We start from the raw sequence: 13,872 nt of genomic DNA on the forward strand, positions 1-13,872 counted from the left end.
CCCCGCTCAGGCCCAAAACCAAGGGGAAGCCCGTGTCCGTCAATGCTAAGAACTGGCAGGAACTGAAGAAGCCCAATGGCCTCGAGAAGAAGCCGGGCGGTGATCCCAAGCGCAAGGCGACTTTCGTGGCCGAACCGCTCGAGCGGGGCTTCGGCCTGACGCTCGGCAACGCGCTGCGTCGCGTGCTGCTCTCCTCGCTTCAGGGCGCTGCCGTTACCTCGATCAAGATCGAGAACGTTCTCCACGAATTCTCGTCGCTGGCCGGCGTGCGCGAAGACGTGACCGACATCGTCCTGAACGTGAAGCAGATCGCACTGCGCATGCAGGGTGAAGGCCCGAAGCGTCTCCAGCTATCCGCGACCGGTCCGGCCGATGTGAAGGCAGGCGACATCGCGGTGTCGGGCGACATCGAGGTGATGAACCCCGATCTCGTGATCTGCCATCTCGACGAAGGTGCGACGCTCAACATGGAGCTGACCGCTGACGTTGGTAAGGGTTATGTCGCGGCGGTTGCCAACCGTCCGGCTGATGCTCCGATCGGCCTGATCCCGATCGACGCGCTCTACTCGCCGGTGCGGCAGGTGTCGTACAAGGTCGAGAATACGCGCGTCGGGCAGGAGCTCGATTACGACAAGCTGACGCTGACCATCGAAACCGACGGCACGATCACGCCTGAGGACGCCGTAGGCTATGCCGGCCGCATCCTGCAGGACCAGCTCGCGCTGTTCGTCCACTTCGACGATTCGTCGGTTCGTCCGTCGGCGCCGATCGGCCATGCCGCGCCGTCTTCGGCCGGTGAGGTCTCGGGCGACACCCAGCAGATCAACCGTTACCTTCTCAAGAAGGTCGACGAGCTCGAACTGTCGGTGCGTTCGGCCAACTGCCTCAAGAACGACAACATCATCTATATCGGCGACCTGGTTCAGAAGACCGAAGCCGAGATGCTGCGCACCCCGAATTTCGGCCGCAAGTCGCTGAACGAAATCAAGGAAGTGCTGTCGTCGATGGGTCTGCGTCTCGGGATGGAAATCCCGGGCTGGCCGCCTGAGAACATCGAAGAGATGGCCAAGAAGCTCGAACAAGAGATCATGGGCTGAGCTGAATGCCCAAGGCAGAAGCGGGAATCCGCTTCTGCCGAGGATTAGCGTTCAGCCGGCCGGCGGCACTTCAAGTGCCGTCCGACGACGCGGCTTTGCCGCGGCGCTGCATGGAAGAGACAGGCAATGGGCGGTGGCCTCAACACCGCCTGGTCTGGGGTTCCGTCAAACGGCCCCTTAACGAACGAAGGAATGATACATGCGCCATCGCGTAGGCGGCCGTAAGCTTCAGCGGACCTCGGCTCACCGCATTGCCCTGTTTCGCAACATGTCGGCAGCGCTCATCAAGCATGAGCAGATCATGACCACGACAGCCAAGGCGAAGGAGCTTCGCCCCTATGTCGAGAAACTGATCACGCTGGCCAAGAAGGGCGGCCTTTCGAACCGCCGCCTGGCGCACGCTCGCCTGCTCGACGATGCGCAGCTGGTGAAACTGTTCGACGTTCTGGCGTCGCGTTATGCCGATCGTAACGGTGGCTACACCCGCATCATCAAGGCCGGCATCCGCGCCTCGGACGCGTCGCCGATGGCGATCATCGAGTTCGTCGACCGCGACGTCAGCGCCAAGGGCCAGGATTCCGGTCCGGTGCAGAGCGACGATGATTACGATCAGGCCGCATAAGATTTAATCCTCCCGTTTCGGTGAGGATGAGTTGAGGAAGGAGTCGCACCTGATAGGGTGCGGCTCCTTTTTCGTTTTCGGAGCTCTTGATGCGCCGCGCCTTACCCCTGATCTTCGTTCTTCTCGCAACCCCCGCTGCCGCGCAGACCAAGGCCCCAAGCATGATCTATCCCCAGACGACCCGTGGCGACACGGTGGACGAGCAGTTCGGCGTGAAGGTCGCCGATCCCTATCGCTGGCTAGAGAACGATGTTCGTACGGATGCCGCGGTCGCGAAATGGGTCGCTGATGAGAATGCAGTGACGAACGCCTATCTGGCGAGCCTGCCCGGCCGGGAAATTTTCGCGGCCCGGATGAAGCAGCTGCTCGATTATGAGCGGTTCGGCGTGCCGGTGAAGAAGGGCGGGCGCTATTTCTACATGCGCAACAGCGGTCTGCAGAACCAGTCGGTCTTGTATGTCCGCGATTCCCTCGATGGCGCCGGCCGCGTGCTGATCGATCCCAATGCCTGGGCGAAAGACGGCGCGACCGCGCTCGGCGAATGGGTTCCTTCGGAAGACGGCACGCACATCCTCTATTCGATACAGGACGGCGGTACCGATTGGCGCACCGTGAAGGTCCTGGACGTCGCGACCGGCGCGATCGCCGCTGACACCGTCGAATGGGTCAAATTCTCCCATCTGTCCTGGGCGAAGGACGGTTCCGGCTTCTATTATTCGCGCTTCGCCGCCCCGGCGGAAGGCGCCAAGTTCCAGGCACTCAACGAGAACCAGCAGGTCTATTTCCACAAGCTCTGCACTGCCCAGTCGGCCGACCGGCTGATCTATGCGACGCCTGACGCTCCGCGCCGCGGCCACAGTGCGCAGGTGACCGAGGACGGCAAATGGCTGGTGATCACCACGACCGAGGGCACCGACAATCGCTACGAGATCACTATCCTCGACCTCACCGATGCCGCAGCGAAGCCGCGCACGGTCGTGAAGGGGCTTGAGAATGAATGGTCGCTCGCCGGCAATGTCGGCGCGACCTTCTACTGGACGACCGACAAGGACGCGCCGCGTCTGCGCGTGGTGTCGATGGATGTGCATCAGGCGGTGCCTGCGATCCATGAAGTGGTCCCGCAAGACAAGGCGGTGCTCGAGGGCGCCGGGATCGTCGGCGGCAAGCTGATCGCCTCCTATCTCGTCGATGTGAAGTCGGAGCTGCGGCGCTACACGCTCGACGGCAAGCCCGACGGGATCGTCGCGCTGCCTGGCATCGGCAGCGTCGCCGGCACGAGCGGCGCCGAGGACGACAATGAGCTGTTCTACGCCTTCACCAGTTTCGCGACGCCGACCACCATCTATCGCTACGATCTGGCGACCGGCGCTGCCGTCCCTTGGGCTAAGCCTAAGGTCGCGTTCGACCCGGGCCTCTATGACGTCTCGCAGCGCTTCTACGCGTCAAAGGACGGTACGAAGGTTCCGATGTTCATCGTCCGTCGCAAGGATCTGCCTGCAGGTCCGGCGCCGACCCTGCTCTACGCCTATGGCGGCTTCAACGTTTCAATGAACCCGGGCTTTTCCGCGACGCGGATCGCGTGGCTCGAGCAGGGCGGGGTGCTTGCGGTCGCCAACATCCGTGGCGGCGGCGAATATGGCAAGGCGTGGCACGATGGCGGTCGCCTCGCCAACAAGCAGAATGTGTTCGACGACTTCATCGCCGCGGGCGAGGATCTGATCGCGCAGGGTGTCACCTCGAAGGGCAAGCTCGCCATTCAGGGCGGCTCGAACGGCGGCCTGCTGATCGGCGCCGTGGTCAATCAGCGGCCCGATCTGTTCGCGGCCGCGCTGCCGCAGGTCGGCGTGATGGACATGCTGCGCTTCGACCGCTTCACCGCCGGCCGCTATTGGGTCGACGATTATGGCTATCCGTCGAAGGAAGCGGATTTCCGCGTGCTCCGTGCCTATTCGCCCTATCACAACATCGTGGACGGGAAGGACTATCCCGCGATTATGGTGACGACCGCCGACACCGACGACCGCGTCGTGCCGGGCCACAGCTTCAAATATACAGCGGCGCTTCAGGCCGCGCGGATCGGACCGAAGCCGCATCTGATCCGCATCGAGACTAGGGCCGGCCATGGATCGGGCAAGCCCACCGACAAAGTGATCGCGGAGGCTGCCGACAGCTGGGCGTTCATCGCGGCCTGGACGGGCATGACGGTGAAGGCTGCCCGATAGAGGGCTTTGAGTTCAGGCCAATCGGCCGGCGTCAGCGATCGGCCCCGATCATCTGCTCATCGACCCAGATGCGCACCGCATGGCCGTCATGCGCGCCATATACGCGAATGATCGTACCTTGCGGCGGCACGATTTCGCGGCCGAACGGGACGAACAGGGCGGCCCAGTTGGACATGGTGTCGGGCTTGGGCCGGTTCTCGTAGCTGTTCAGCGAATCGACCTTCAGCCGGATCCATTGGATCACGCCGTTGATGTAGTTGCCGTCAGCGACGAGATCGACGCTCCGCTGTTCCTCCGGCCAAGGCCCACCGCTGGTGAAGTCGAAATCGAACAGGTCGGCGGGCTCGCCGCGTAGCTCGATGCCCCGGTCGCCGACCTTCAGGCGCAACGGCCGCTGCTCCAGCCGGTTGAATGGGCGCATGTCGAATCCCGCGACATGTTCCATCCCATCGCGGCCGTAACCGTCCCAGTCGGCAAGCGAGACCACGATCTGCCCGGCTTCCGGGATCATCCGGCCGCCCGGCGCCAGCAGGCGCGTCACGGCGTCGGCCATGGTCGGCAGGACATCCTCGGACAGCAGATTGTTGGAGACGATTTCCGAAACGATCAGTGTCGCCCGGCCGCCCATATCTTCGGGCGTGATCCGGGTCGATGGCGCCGAAATCACCTGAACCCGGTCGGCATAGCCGTTCAGCGCCACGATCTCCGTTGCGACGTCGGCGATTGCCGGGTTCATCTCGCAACTCGTCACCGATGCCGCGCCGGCCCGCGCCGCCATCATCGCGAGCAGCCCGGTTCCGGCACCGATGTCGAGGACACGGCTGTCGGATTTTACCGCACGCTTGATCGCGGCTTCGAACGCCCGGTTCCGGGCTTCGTCGAGCACCATGTAGAAATGCCAGCCGGGCACGCCGCCTGCGATCAGCTCGCCGGTCATGCTGGTCACGTCCGCGTCGTCCGGCGCCAGGGCCTGCGCCTCGCGCGCCAGGGCATAGACCCTCGGCCCCAGGCCGATCCGGTTCGCCGTCGCTGCCAGTTGCGCGAGCTGCCGCGCATCGCCCTGTGCTGCCATTACTTCGCCCTCGAACCCGGCTCGCGCCAGTTCGTCCTGCTTGCCGTCATCCGTCATCAGCGGCCCCTTGCACGTCGCGGGGCCGCTGTCCAAACAAGTGGTTCATCGCTGCGACAGAACGACTCACCTAATTGATACGCTAACGAATCGAAGGGAGCAGGGATGACAATTTTCGGCAGGGCAGTCGCAGCAACCGCGCTGATAGCGATGGCCCTCACGTCGGTTCCCGCTCAGGCGGAGCGTCATGGTCCGCGCCATCGCGGCGGCAATGATCGCATCGATGGCGGTGACGTGCTGCTCGGAGCGGTGCTCGCCGGCGGCCTGTTCGCCATCCTGTCCGGCGTCGGCAAGAAGAAGTCGCCGCCTCCCGAAGACGTCGCCATGGAGGAAGATGTCGACCCGACACCGGTCATCGGCCCGGAAGAAGGCAATCGCACCGTCTCGATCGCCCGTAGCGACGAGGAAGCGGCAGTCGACGCCTGCGTTTCCTCCGCCGAATCGGAAGGGCGGCGCTATGCTCGCGTCGCCAAGATCGACAAGGTGACTGTCGTCGACGCGGTCGCGTCGGACTGGATCATCCGCGGCTCGCTCGGCCTGCGCGACGATTACCGGGCGCCCTCGTCCGATCACCGCGACTTCACCTGCCGCGTCGGCGAACGGGGCGTCGAGCAGGTCACGATCGAGGGTCCGGCGGTCGCGGCGAACTAAAGCCGCTCAACCATCCCGCCGGGGCTTCCCCCTGGGGCCGCATCTGCTATCTGGCCGCATGACACAGCCCAACGACTCGATCCTCATCGTCGATTTCGGCAGCCAGGTGACCCAGCTCATCGCGCGCCGCGTCCGTGAAGCGGGGGTCTATAGCGAAATCGCTCCCTTCAATTCAGCCGCCGAGGCCTTTGCCCGGATGCAGCCCAAGGGCGTGATCCTGTCCGGCAGCCCGGCCTCCGTGCTGGAAGAGGGCAGCCCCCGCATCCCGCAGGAGATCCTCGACAGCGGCCTGCCGATCATGGGCATCTGCTACGGCCAGCAAGTGCTGATGGCGCAGCTCGGCGGCACGGTGACGCTCGGCGACAGCGGCGAGTTCGGCAGCGCGGTGATTGAGGTGACCGACAGCTGCGCGCTGTTCGACGGCCTGTGGAGCGAGGGCGAGAACCATCAGGTCTGGATGAGCCATGGCGACAAGGTCACCGAGCTTGCTCCGGGCTTCCGTCCCGTCGCGGCGAGCAAGGGTGCGCCTTATGCGATCATTGCCGACGATACCCGGCACTATTACGCGATGCAGTTCCATCCCGAGGTCGTGCACACGCCCGATGGCGCGAAGCTGATCGCCAATTTCGCCCGTCATGTCTGCGGCCTCTCCGGCGAATGGACGATGGCCGAGTTCCGCGCGGCCAAGATCGCGGATATCCGCGCCCAGGTCGGCAAGGGTAAAGTGATCTGCGGGCTTTCGGGCGGCGTCGATTCAGCGGTCGCCGCAGTGCTGATCCACGAAGCGATCGGTGAGCAGCTGACCTGCGTGTTCGTGGACCATGGCCTGATGCGCTCGGGCGAGGCCGATCAGGTCGTCACCCTGTTCCGCAACCACTATAATATCCCGCTCGTCCATGTGAACGCCGAGGAGCAGTTCCTCGGCGGTCTGGCCGGGCTCACCGACCCAGAGAAAAAGCGCAAGTTCATCGGCGGCGCCTTCATCGATCTGTTCGAGGAGGAAGCGCGCAAGATCGGCGGCGCCGATTTCCTCGCGCAGGGCACGCTCTATCCCGACGTGATTGAAAGCGTCAGCTTCACCGGCGGTCCCTCAGTGACGATCAAGAGTCACCACAATGTCGGCGGCCTGCCCGAGCGGATGAACATGAAGCTGGTCGAGCCGCTACGCGAGCTGTTCAAGGACGAAGTCCGTGCGCTCGGCCGCGAGCTGGGCCTCCCCGAGATATTCGTCGGCCGCCATCCATTCCCCGGGCCCGGCCTCGCCATCCGAATCCCGGGCGAGGTGACCAAGGAGCGCTGCGATATCCTGCGCAAGGCCGATGCGATCTATCTTGAAGAGATCCGCGACGCGGGCCTCTACGACGCGATCTGGCAGGCCTTTGCGGTGCTGCTGCCGGTACGCAGCGTCGGCGTGATGGGCGACGGCCGGACCTATGACAATGTGCTGGCGCTCCGCGCGGTTACCTCGACCGATGGCATGACCGCAGTGGCCTTCCAGTTCCCCGGCGACTTCCTTCCCCGCGTCGCGACGCGGATCGTCAACGAAGTGAAGGGGATCAATCGGGTGACGTACGACTATACGTCGAAGCCGCCGGGCACGATCGAGTGGGAATGATTTTTACCCCTCCGGCAGTATCCGTTCTTACGCTCCGTTACGCCATAATGCGTTGAATTTACTGGATAATCCATACGTCATCTATCGCCGCCTATCGGGGGGCAGTGTTCTGATTTGACGGTATAGCAGACGGTATGGGTTAACTTGTTCGATCGCGAATTTCTCTATACCGTCACGGCTGAGAGAGCTGATGACGGTATAGTTATTTGTGTTAACAGGCTGATTAGCAATGAAAATTGTGCTTTCAGCATCGCCTGTTTTCGCCTGACGGTATAATCAGCGCCTCTCCCCGGTTTTTAGGACGGTTTTGGAGGCCCTCATGCTTACTGACTCTGCGATTAAGTCGCTGAAATCCCAGAAGAAATTATACAAGGTGAGCGATCGTGACGGTATGTACGTCGTGGTGCAGCCGTCGGGGGCGATCGTGTTCCGGTACGACTACCGCCTCAATGGACGTCGCGAGACGCTGACGCTCGGCCGATACGGTCCAGATGGCCTCTCGCTCGCCAGGGCTCGCGAGAAACTGATCGACGCTAAGCGGGCGATTTCAGAGGGCCGGTCACCTGCTCAAGAGAAGCAGCACGACAAGCGGCGGCTGAAGGAGGCGAAGCGGTTCGGCGAGTTCGGTGAGAAGTGGTTCCAGGAGTCGCGCATGGCCGAAAGCACGCGCGCCATGCGACGCTCGATCTACGAGCGGGACATCCTGCCAACGTTTCGAAACAGGCTTTTGACGGAGATCACGCCGGACGATCTCCGCATGATGTGCGGGAAGGTGAAGGATCGCGGCGCTCCAGCCACGGCCGTGCATGTGCGGGATATCGTGAAGCTGATCTTTGCATTCGCGATCTTGCATGGCGAGAAGGTCGCCAACCCAGCGGATGAAGTTGGGCCCGCGTCCATCGCGACCTTCGTACCGAAGGATCGTTCGCTATCACCTGCCGAGATCCGCGTTATGCTCGGTCAGCTCGAGCATGTACCGACCCTGCCGACTATACGGCTGGGGATGAAGCTGTTCCTGCTAACGATGGTCAGGAAAAGCGAGTTGCAGGACGCGACGTGGAATGAAGTCGACTTCGAGAACGCCGTCTGGTCGATACCCAAGGAGCGAATGAAGCGGTCGAAGGCACACAACGTCTACCTGTCACAGCAGGCCGTCGACATCTTCATCGCGCTGAAAACTTGCGCGGGCAATTCGCGCTACGTCCTTCCGTCGCGATATGACGCGGACGCGCCGATGTCGCGGGCGACGTTCAACCGGATCACGACCGCAGTCGTTGTCAGGGCGAAAAAGGAGGGACTGCCACTCGAACCCTTCACCGTTCACGATATGCGACGCACTGGCTCGACCCTGTTGAATGAGCTCGGCTTCAACAGCGACTGGATCGAAAAGTGCCTAGCGCACGAAGACGGAAGGTCCTCTCGGGGTGTCTACAACAAGGCGGAGTACGAGCATCAACGCCGGCATATGATGCAGGAGTGGTCCAATCTGGTGGACGCCTGGGTCTTGGGGCGAAAGTACGTCCCGACTCTGCTCCCGCCGACGATGGAGCTGCTTGAGCTCGAGCCTAGTGTTTGACTGGCCGGGAACGGCGCAATCTCACGTCGGGGCCGGGAGCACGTTTAACAGTATTGGCCCGTGAAGCACGGCGTCGAGCATCGAGCCAGGCTTCGACCTCTGCCAAGTCCCAGACGACGCAGCGCGAGGTGAGATAGAAGCGCTGGGGGAATTCCCCTCGCTGCTCCATGTCGTAGATCGTGCTGTCGGCAAGCGGCACGATCTCTCGTAACTGCTGTCGGCGAATTGTTTTGCGCAGGACGTGTGGGGACGCGCCCATACCTTAACTCCACTTCGTTGCCGTCGCGGAGATAGAAGGCGATAGATATTGCTCGTAAAAGCCCCCTTTTTAATACGTGCGGCAATATCGCGCTTTAGCGTGCAAATCGGATGGTTGGTCCGATGCGTTTTGACGTCCGAACTTGGAAACAGCCTTGCTCTACCGTCGGCGGCGACGCCAACCAAGCGCCCAGTAGCTATTCCACGGACCTGCCGGCACCACGTGGGATATGCGAGTCGAGTCTTGGGTTTGCTTGGAAACGACCGTCCGAGGGGAAACGACCTTTTTCTGATCAATGTCGTGCCGACGGTGTCAGCGTGAGAGTGCCATCGTGTTCGATATCGCCGTGACGACCGCCGGCCGCGCGAGGACATCGTCAAACCAACGCTTTACGAAAGCGTATCTTTCCAGCTCCGCTCCAAGCGCATCGTGCCGCCATATCCACCCGAAGTGCGCTATATCAGCGATCGTATAAGAATCCCCTGCGACATAAGGATGGCTTTCCAGCTTTTTGTCGAGCACGGTGAGGACTCGTTCCATCTCTCTTCTGCTTGCTTCCTGCGCATCAACCCTTGGTTCCTTCTGCATTCCAATTAGGAAGGCCTGAAGGAAAGCAGGGCTGAGGCCAGAAGCATGGAAGAAAAGCTGTTCAAATACTTTGCTTCGCCGACCGGCGTCCGCCGGGAGAAGTAGGGCGCTCTTCTCCGCGAGATAAACCAAAATCGCAGCCGATTCGCTGAGGACGACGTCTTCACCAGTCGCGGCAGAACGATCGATCAGCACCGGCACCTTGCCGTTGGGGTTCAACATTACGAATGCGTCACTCCGTTGCTCCCCGCGACGAAGGTCTACGGGAATGAGCCGGTAGGGCAGCCCCATCTCCTCCGCGGCGATGACGACCTTGACGCTGTTGGGCGTCGAAAAAGCGTGAATCTCTAACATTTTAATCTCCTTTTCTCCTGGCCGAAGCGACCGCAGCCCTTCCGAAATGCTATCAGCCGCGGCGGGCATCGAGGCTGATGCGTCCGCCACCGAAGGCGACGACCTGCAGCAGGCCGCCAGCCATCGCGATGTTCTTGAAGAAGTGGATGAACTGGTTCTGGTCGCCGAGTGCGCTATGGAAGATCACGGCGGTGGCAAGCGAGAATAGCGCCAGCACACCAGCAGCGGTGCGCGTCCGATAGCCGAGCAGCAGGGCGAGACCACCGACGATCTCGACAAACGCCGAAAGGGCGAAAGCGACCGAAGGGAACGGCAGACCGACCGACTGGATGTAGCCGATCGTCATCGCAGGCGCTGCGATCTTCGACAGGCCCGACAGCAGGAAGATCGTACTGATCATCGCGCGTCCGACGACAGGGGCGACAGTGACGATCAAATTGGAAGCCGCCGAAGGCGAAGTGCGGGCAGCGTAGGTCTCCGTGTTCATGTCAGTATTCCTTGCTCTTGAGTTTCGTGGGACGTGTCCGGACGCGAAAAGTCACACTGCCGATCCGGACACGGCTAGGCAGCGCGAAGGGATAAAATAGTGAATCCTGGCGGCTCCGACTGCGGTCGGAGCTGCTGAACCGGGTCCGGGCGTCAGCCGCTGCGGATCGAACGGAATGCCTTACGCATCTCGTCCGCAAAGATCGTCGGCTGCTCGAAGGCAGCGAAATGGCCGCCGCGATCGACTTTGTTCCAGTAGAACAGGTTTGGCCACAGCGCCTCGGCCCAGGCMTTGGTCGTCGTGAATATCTCGTGCGGGAATACCGTCGCCGCCATCGGTAGCTCGATGCGGCCAGCATTGGCACCGCGACCGTTCCGCGCATTCTCCCAGTAGAACCTGGCTGAGGATGCCGCCGTGTCGGTGAACCAGTAGATCGAGATGTCGTCGAGCATCTGGTCCATGCGCAGCGCATCTTCCGCATTTCCACGATTGTCGGTCCAGGCTTGGAACTTCTCGTAGATCCACGTCGCCTGACCGACCGGCGAGTCCGCTAAGCCGTAGGCGATGGTCTGCGGGCGCGTCGCCTGTTCGCGGAAGTAGCCGTAGCCGTCCCCAGTGAAACGCTTGACGCCGTCGATGGCCACCTTCTCCTCCGGCGTCGGATGGTCCGGTAGCTTTTCGGGAACCACGAACTGCCAGTTCACATGCGCCGCAACGAGGCCGGCGGGCCGGAGGTGCCCGAGCGCATGCGTCACGCCGGATCCCCAGTCGCCGCCTTGGGCGACCCAGCGGGTGTAGCCCAGCCGCTGCATGAGCGTCGCCCAGGCGCGCGCCGTCCTCTCTACCGTCCAACCGGTGTCGCGCGGCTTGTCCGACCAGGCGAAGCCGGGCAACGACGGGATCACGACATCGAACGCGTCTTCGCCGCTTCCGCCGTGTGCGGTCGGGTCGGTGAGCGGCCCGATCACGTCGAGGAACTCGATGACGGACCCCGGCCAGCCATGTGTCAGGATCATCGGCAGCGCGCCCGGATGCTTAGACCGCACATGGATGAAGTGGAACCCGAGTCCGTCGATCTCGGTTCGGAACTGCGGGATCGCGTTGATCCGCTGCTCGAAGCGCCGCCAGTCGTAATGGTCGCGCCAATAGGAGATCAGCGCCTTGGCTTTGTCCAGCGGGACGCCTTGCGACCAGTCTGCTACCGTTTCCCGTTCGGGAAGGCGTGTCGCGTCGAGGCGCCGCTTTAAGTCGTCTAGCGCGGATTGCGGGACGGCCACTTGGAAGGGCATGATCGCCGAAGTGGCAACAGCAGTGCGAACAGGCGCTGCGTCTTGAGCAAACGCTCCGGTAGACAAGCCGCCGAGAGTAGCGACCGCTAGGCCTTCGGCCAACCCGCGCAGAGCCAGCCTGCGCGACGGCGATTCCAGATAATCGGAAGATAATTGCGGGATCATAGGATGGGGTCCTTCGAAGAGAACCGCGCTCGCGGAACGGGCGGCGGTTCGGACTGTCGGGTCAGTCAGCAGTCTGGCCGCCACTGCGACGTAGCTCTTCCGAGTTCTCGTCGAGGAAGACATAAAGAGCGGTAATTCTGCCATCGCGGACGTTGACGACGTCCCAGCCGGTGTATTCTGGGGCTTCGCCGCGTGGACCCGAACCCCAGGCTAGTCGGCCTGCGTCGTGGAGTACCTGCGGCGCGCCATGAGGCGTGTAGACGAAGTTCGGGTGCGTCTTGCGAAGATCGCCCGCGAATTTGGCGATGGCGTCGCGTCCAACTATGATGCCTGGCGGAACGTAGAGGACGCCGTCCTTTGCCCAGAGTTGGTTAACTGCGGCGCGGCGGCGATCGTCGTCATTCTCGCCGAAGACCTCCTGCAGGTTCCGGTCGAGCAGTTCGCGGATCCGATCTGCGGATTCAGATGACTGTTTCATAACTGTATCTCCTTGAAGGATAGACAGAGTCCCGGCGGCCGATCGTGCCGAGGCCCGTGACGAGAGCGCCCGTCATCAGATCTGCGCTTGGCCGCCGTCGACGAAGAGCTCTACGCCATTGACGAAGCTGGCGTCGTCAGACGCGAGGAAAAGTACCGCCTTAGCGATCTCTTCAGGCTGACCGACGCGGCCGGCGGGGATTAGTCCTGCCAGATAATCTCTCGTGCCCTGGGCTTGCGCACCACCGCCGAACAGTTCGTCCAGTCCCGCCGTGTCGGTGACGCCAGGGCTGATCGCGTTGACCCGGATGTGGCGGTCCTTCAGGTCGAGCATCCAGTTACGTGCGAAATTGCGCACCGCCGCTTTGGTGGCCGAGTAGACGCTGAAGGCTGGCGTACCCGAAATACTGGTCGTGGAGCTGGTCAGGATGACGGAAGCGCCGTCCTTCAGCAGTGGCAGGGCCTTCTGAACCGCGAACAGGACGCCCTTTACGTTCGTATCGAACGTGCGCTGGTAATGCTCCTCGGTGATCGCGCCGAGCGAGACCATTTCGCCACCGCCAGCATTGGCAAACAGCACGTCGATCTGACCATGCTTCTGCTGAACCACGTCATAAAGCTTGTCGATATCGGCGAGGTTTGCCATGTCTCCGCGAACAGCAGTGACCCGCCCACCGATCTGCTTCACGGCGGCATCAAGCGCCTCCTGCCTACGGCCGGTAATGAAGACTGAAGCTCCCTCGGCGGAAAATGCTTTCGCCGCAGCGAGACCGATGCCGCTTGAGCCGCCCGTGACCACCACAACTTTGTTGTTGAACCTGTTCGTCATCGTCTTTCTCCTCCAAAATCGGCCAAATGCCGTTGCATCGACATATGCAGAAGGAACGATGAGGCTTGTAGTACGCAAAAATGTCACTTAGCGTTCCATTGGAGGAACGCTGATGCGTATTGATCTCAACGATTATGCCTATTTTGCCGAGGTCGTCGCACATGGTGGCTTTGCCGCAGCCGGGCGGGCGCTGCGTGAGCCGAAGTCGAAGCTCAGTCGAAAGATTGCTGGGCTCGAGGAGCGGCTAGGGCTGCGGTTGATCGAACGGTCCAGCCGCCGCTTCCGCGTGACTGACACCGGCAAGGCTTTTTATGAGCGATGCCGGGCAATCCTCGCAGAAGCCGAGCTGGCGGAAGCGTTGGTTGAGCTGCCCCCGGTTCCACGGACACCAGGTTAGGCTACCTTAGCCTGCTTCTCGAAGTCCATGGGGCTGAGATAGCCCAGGGTCGAGTGCCTGCGTGTCGGATTGTAGAAGCGCTCGATATAATCGAATACATCCGCGCGTGCCTGAT

15 protein-coding genes are annotated in these 13,872 nt (G+C 62.1%); 7 read left to right on the forward strand and 8 right to left on the reverse strand.

The features are described from left to right. The first annotated feature begins 32 nt into the window (after positions 1 to 32). The 3 genes from AC1DT7_RS14765 (at position 33) to AC1DT7_RS14775 (ending at position 3,941) form a co-directional block, all read left to right on the forward strand. Entirely contained in the window at positions 33 to 1,097 is a 1,065-nt protein-coding gene (locus AC1DT7_RS14765) for a DNA-directed RNA polymerase subunit alpha (protein WP_372852003.1), read from the forward strand. Between the two features lie 199 nt (positions 1,098 to 1,296). Next, complete coding sequence (gene rplQ / locus AC1DT7_RS14770; RefSeq protein ID WP_478036783.1) at positions 1,297 to 1,719, forward strand: 50S ribosomal protein L17; 423 nt, start codon at positions 1,297 to 1,299, stop codon at positions 1,717 to 1,719. 89 nt (positions 1,720 to 1,808) lie between these two features. Further along, on the forward strand, positions 1,809 to 3,941 hold the full coding sequence (locus AC1DT7_RS14775) for a prolyl oligopeptidase family serine peptidase (RefSeq protein ID WP_478036784.1): 2,133 nt from the start codon (positions 1,809 to 1,811) through the stop codon (positions 3,939 to 3,941). A 31-nt stretch (positions 3,942 to 3,972) separates the two neighbouring features. Here the strand turns inward: AC1DT7_RS14775 and AC1DT7_RS14780 are convergent, their stop codons facing one another. Beyond that, entirely contained in the window at positions 3,973 to 5,070 is a 1,098-nt protein-coding gene (locus AC1DT7_RS14780) for a 50S ribosomal protein L11 methyltransferase (protein WP_478036785.1), read from the reverse strand. 105 nt (positions 5,071 to 5,175) lie between these two features. Here AC1DT7_RS14780 and AC1DT7_RS14785 point away from each other — a divergent pair, with 105 nt between their 5' ends. The 3 genes from AC1DT7_RS14785 (at position 5,176) to AC1DT7_RS14795 (ending at position 8,912) form a co-directional block, all read left to right on the forward strand. Beyond that, the gene (locus AC1DT7_RS14785; protein WP_478036786.1) at positions 5,176 to 5,721 is read left to right on the forward strand and encodes a hypothetical protein; all 546 of its coding nucleotides are present in this window, start codon (positions 5,176 to 5,178) and stop codon (positions 5,719 to 5,721) included. Positions 5,722 to 5,779: 58 nt separating this feature from the next. Next, positions 5,780 to 7,336 (forward strand): glutamine-hydrolyzing GMP synthase, encoded by a 1,557-nt coding sequence (gene guaA, locus AC1DT7_RS14790; RefSeq protein ID WP_478036787.1) that lies wholly within the window; start codon positions 5,780 to 5,782, stop codon positions 7,334 to 7,336. Between the two features lie 319 nt (positions 7,337 to 7,655). Further along, complete coding sequence (locus AC1DT7_RS14795; RefSeq protein ID WP_478036788.1) at positions 7,656 to 8,912, forward strand: tyrosine-type recombinase/integrase; 1,257 nt, start codon at positions 7,656 to 7,658, stop codon at positions 8,910 to 8,912. On the opposite strand, the gene AC1DT7_RS14800 is transcribed toward AC1DT7_RS14795, so the two are convergent. From AC1DT7_RS14800 to AC1DT7_RS14825, 6 genes are all read right to left on the reverse strand, one after another. Continuing rightward, a complete protein-coding gene (locus tag AC1DT7_RS14800; protein ID WP_478036789.1) occupies positions 8,902 to 9,171 on the reverse strand; it encodes a helix-turn-helix transcriptional regulator in 270 nt (89 codons plus the stop codon). The genes AC1DT7_RS14795 and AC1DT7_RS14800 overlap by 11 nt on opposite strands. Positions 9,172 to 9,483: 312 nt before the next feature. Further along, entirely contained in the window at positions 9,484 to 10,113 is a 630-nt protein-coding gene (locus tag AC1DT7_RS14805) for a glutathione S-transferase family protein (RefSeq protein WP_478036790.1), read from the reverse strand. 52 nt (positions 10,114 to 10,165) lie between these two features. Continuing rightward, entirely contained in the window at positions 10,166 to 10,600 is a 435-nt protein-coding gene (locus AC1DT7_RS14810; RefSeq protein ID WP_478036791.1) for a DoxX family protein, read from the reverse strand. Positions 10,601 to 10,752: 152 nt separating this feature from the next. Further along, entirely contained in the window at positions 10,753 to 12,054 is a 1,302-nt protein-coding gene (locus tag AC1DT7_RS14815) for an epoxide hydrolase family protein (protein WP_478036792.1), read from the reverse strand. A gap of 61 nt (positions 12,055 to 12,115) precedes the next feature. Next, positions 12,116 to 12,532, reverse strand: coding sequence for a nuclear transport factor 2 family protein (locus AC1DT7_RS14820; RefSeq protein ID WP_478036793.1), 417 nt, complete (start codon positions 12,530 to 12,532; stop codon positions 12,116 to 12,118). Between the two features lie 75 nt (positions 12,533 to 12,607). Beyond that, positions 12,608 to 13,360 carry an SDR family NAD(P)-dependent oxidoreductase gene (locus AC1DT7_RS14825; protein ID WP_478036794.1) on the reverse strand — a complete coding sequence of 251 codons (753 nt, stop codon included), beginning with the start codon at positions 13,358 to 13,360 and terminating at the stop codon, positions 12,608 to 12,610. A 112-nt stretch (positions 13,361 to 13,472) separates the two neighbouring features. Between AC1DT7_RS14825 and AC1DT7_RS14830 the strand changes: the two genes are divergently transcribed. After that, complete coding sequence (locus tag AC1DT7_RS14830) at positions 13,473 to 13,757, forward strand: LysR family transcriptional regulator (RefSeq protein ID WP_478036795.1); 285 nt, start codon at positions 13,473 to 13,475, stop codon at positions 13,755 to 13,757. Here AC1DT7_RS14830 and AC1DT7_RS14835 read toward each other — a convergent pair. Next, positions 13,754 to 13,872: IS3 family transposase (locus AC1DT7_RS14835; protein WP_478036800.1), on the reverse strand; the 119-nt coding region annotated here is incomplete at its 5' end. The genes AC1DT7_RS14830 and AC1DT7_RS14835 overlap by 4 nt on opposite strands.

The organism is Sphingomonas sp. P3_C6 (assembly GCF_056402595.1).

Excerpts from the sequence above, each read along its gene's own strand:
- AC1DT7_RS14785 (WP_478036786.1), top strand. The coding sequence starts at position 5,176 with ATGACAATTTTCGGCAGGGCAGTCGCAGCAACCGCGCTGATAGCGATG.
- AC1DT7_RS14805 (WP_478036790.1), bottom strand. The coding sequence starts at position 10,113 with ATGTTAGAGATTCACGCTTTTTCGACGCCCAACAGCGTCAAGGTCGTC.
- AC1DT7_RS14795 (WP_478036788.1), top strand. The coding sequence starts at position 7,656 with ATGCTTACTGACTCTGCGATTAAGTCGCTGAAATCCCAGAAGAAATTA.
- AC1DT7_RS14800 (WP_478036789.1), bottom strand. The coding sequence starts at position 9,171 with ATGGGCGCGTCCCCACACGTCCTGCGCAAAACAATTCGCCGACAGCAG.
- guaA (WP_478036787.1), top strand. The coding sequence starts at position 5,780 with ATGACACAGCCCAACGACTCGATCCTCATCGTCGATTTCGGCAGCCAG.
- AC1DT7_RS14830 (WP_478036795.1), top strand. The coding sequence starts at position 13,473 with ATGCGTATTGATCTCAACGATTATGCCTATTTTGCCGAGGTCGTCGCA.
- AC1DT7_RS14780 (WP_478036785.1), bottom strand. The coding sequence starts at position 5,070 with ATGACGGATGACGGCAAGCAGGACGAACTGGCGCGAGCCGGGTTCGAG.
- AC1DT7_RS14820 (WP_478036793.1), bottom strand. The coding sequence starts at position 12,532 with ATGAAACAGTCATCTGAATCCGCAGATCGGATCCGCGAACTGCTCGAC.
- AC1DT7_RS14810 (WP_478036791.1), bottom strand. The coding sequence starts at position 10,600 with ATGAACACGGAGACCTACGCTGCCCGCACTTCGCCTTCGGCGGCTTCC.
- AC1DT7_RS14825 (WP_478036794.1), bottom strand. The coding sequence starts at position 13,360 with ATGACGAACAGGTTCAACAACAAAGTTGTGGTGGTCACGGGCGGCTCA.
- AC1DT7_RS14775 (WP_478036784.1), top strand. The coding sequence starts at position 1,809 with ATGCGCCGCGCCTTACCCCTGATCTTCGTTCTTCTCGCAACCCCCGCT.
- rplQ (WP_478036783.1), top strand. The coding sequence starts at position 1,297 with ATGCGCCATCGCGTAGGCGGCCGTAAGCTTCAGCGGACCTCGGCTCAC.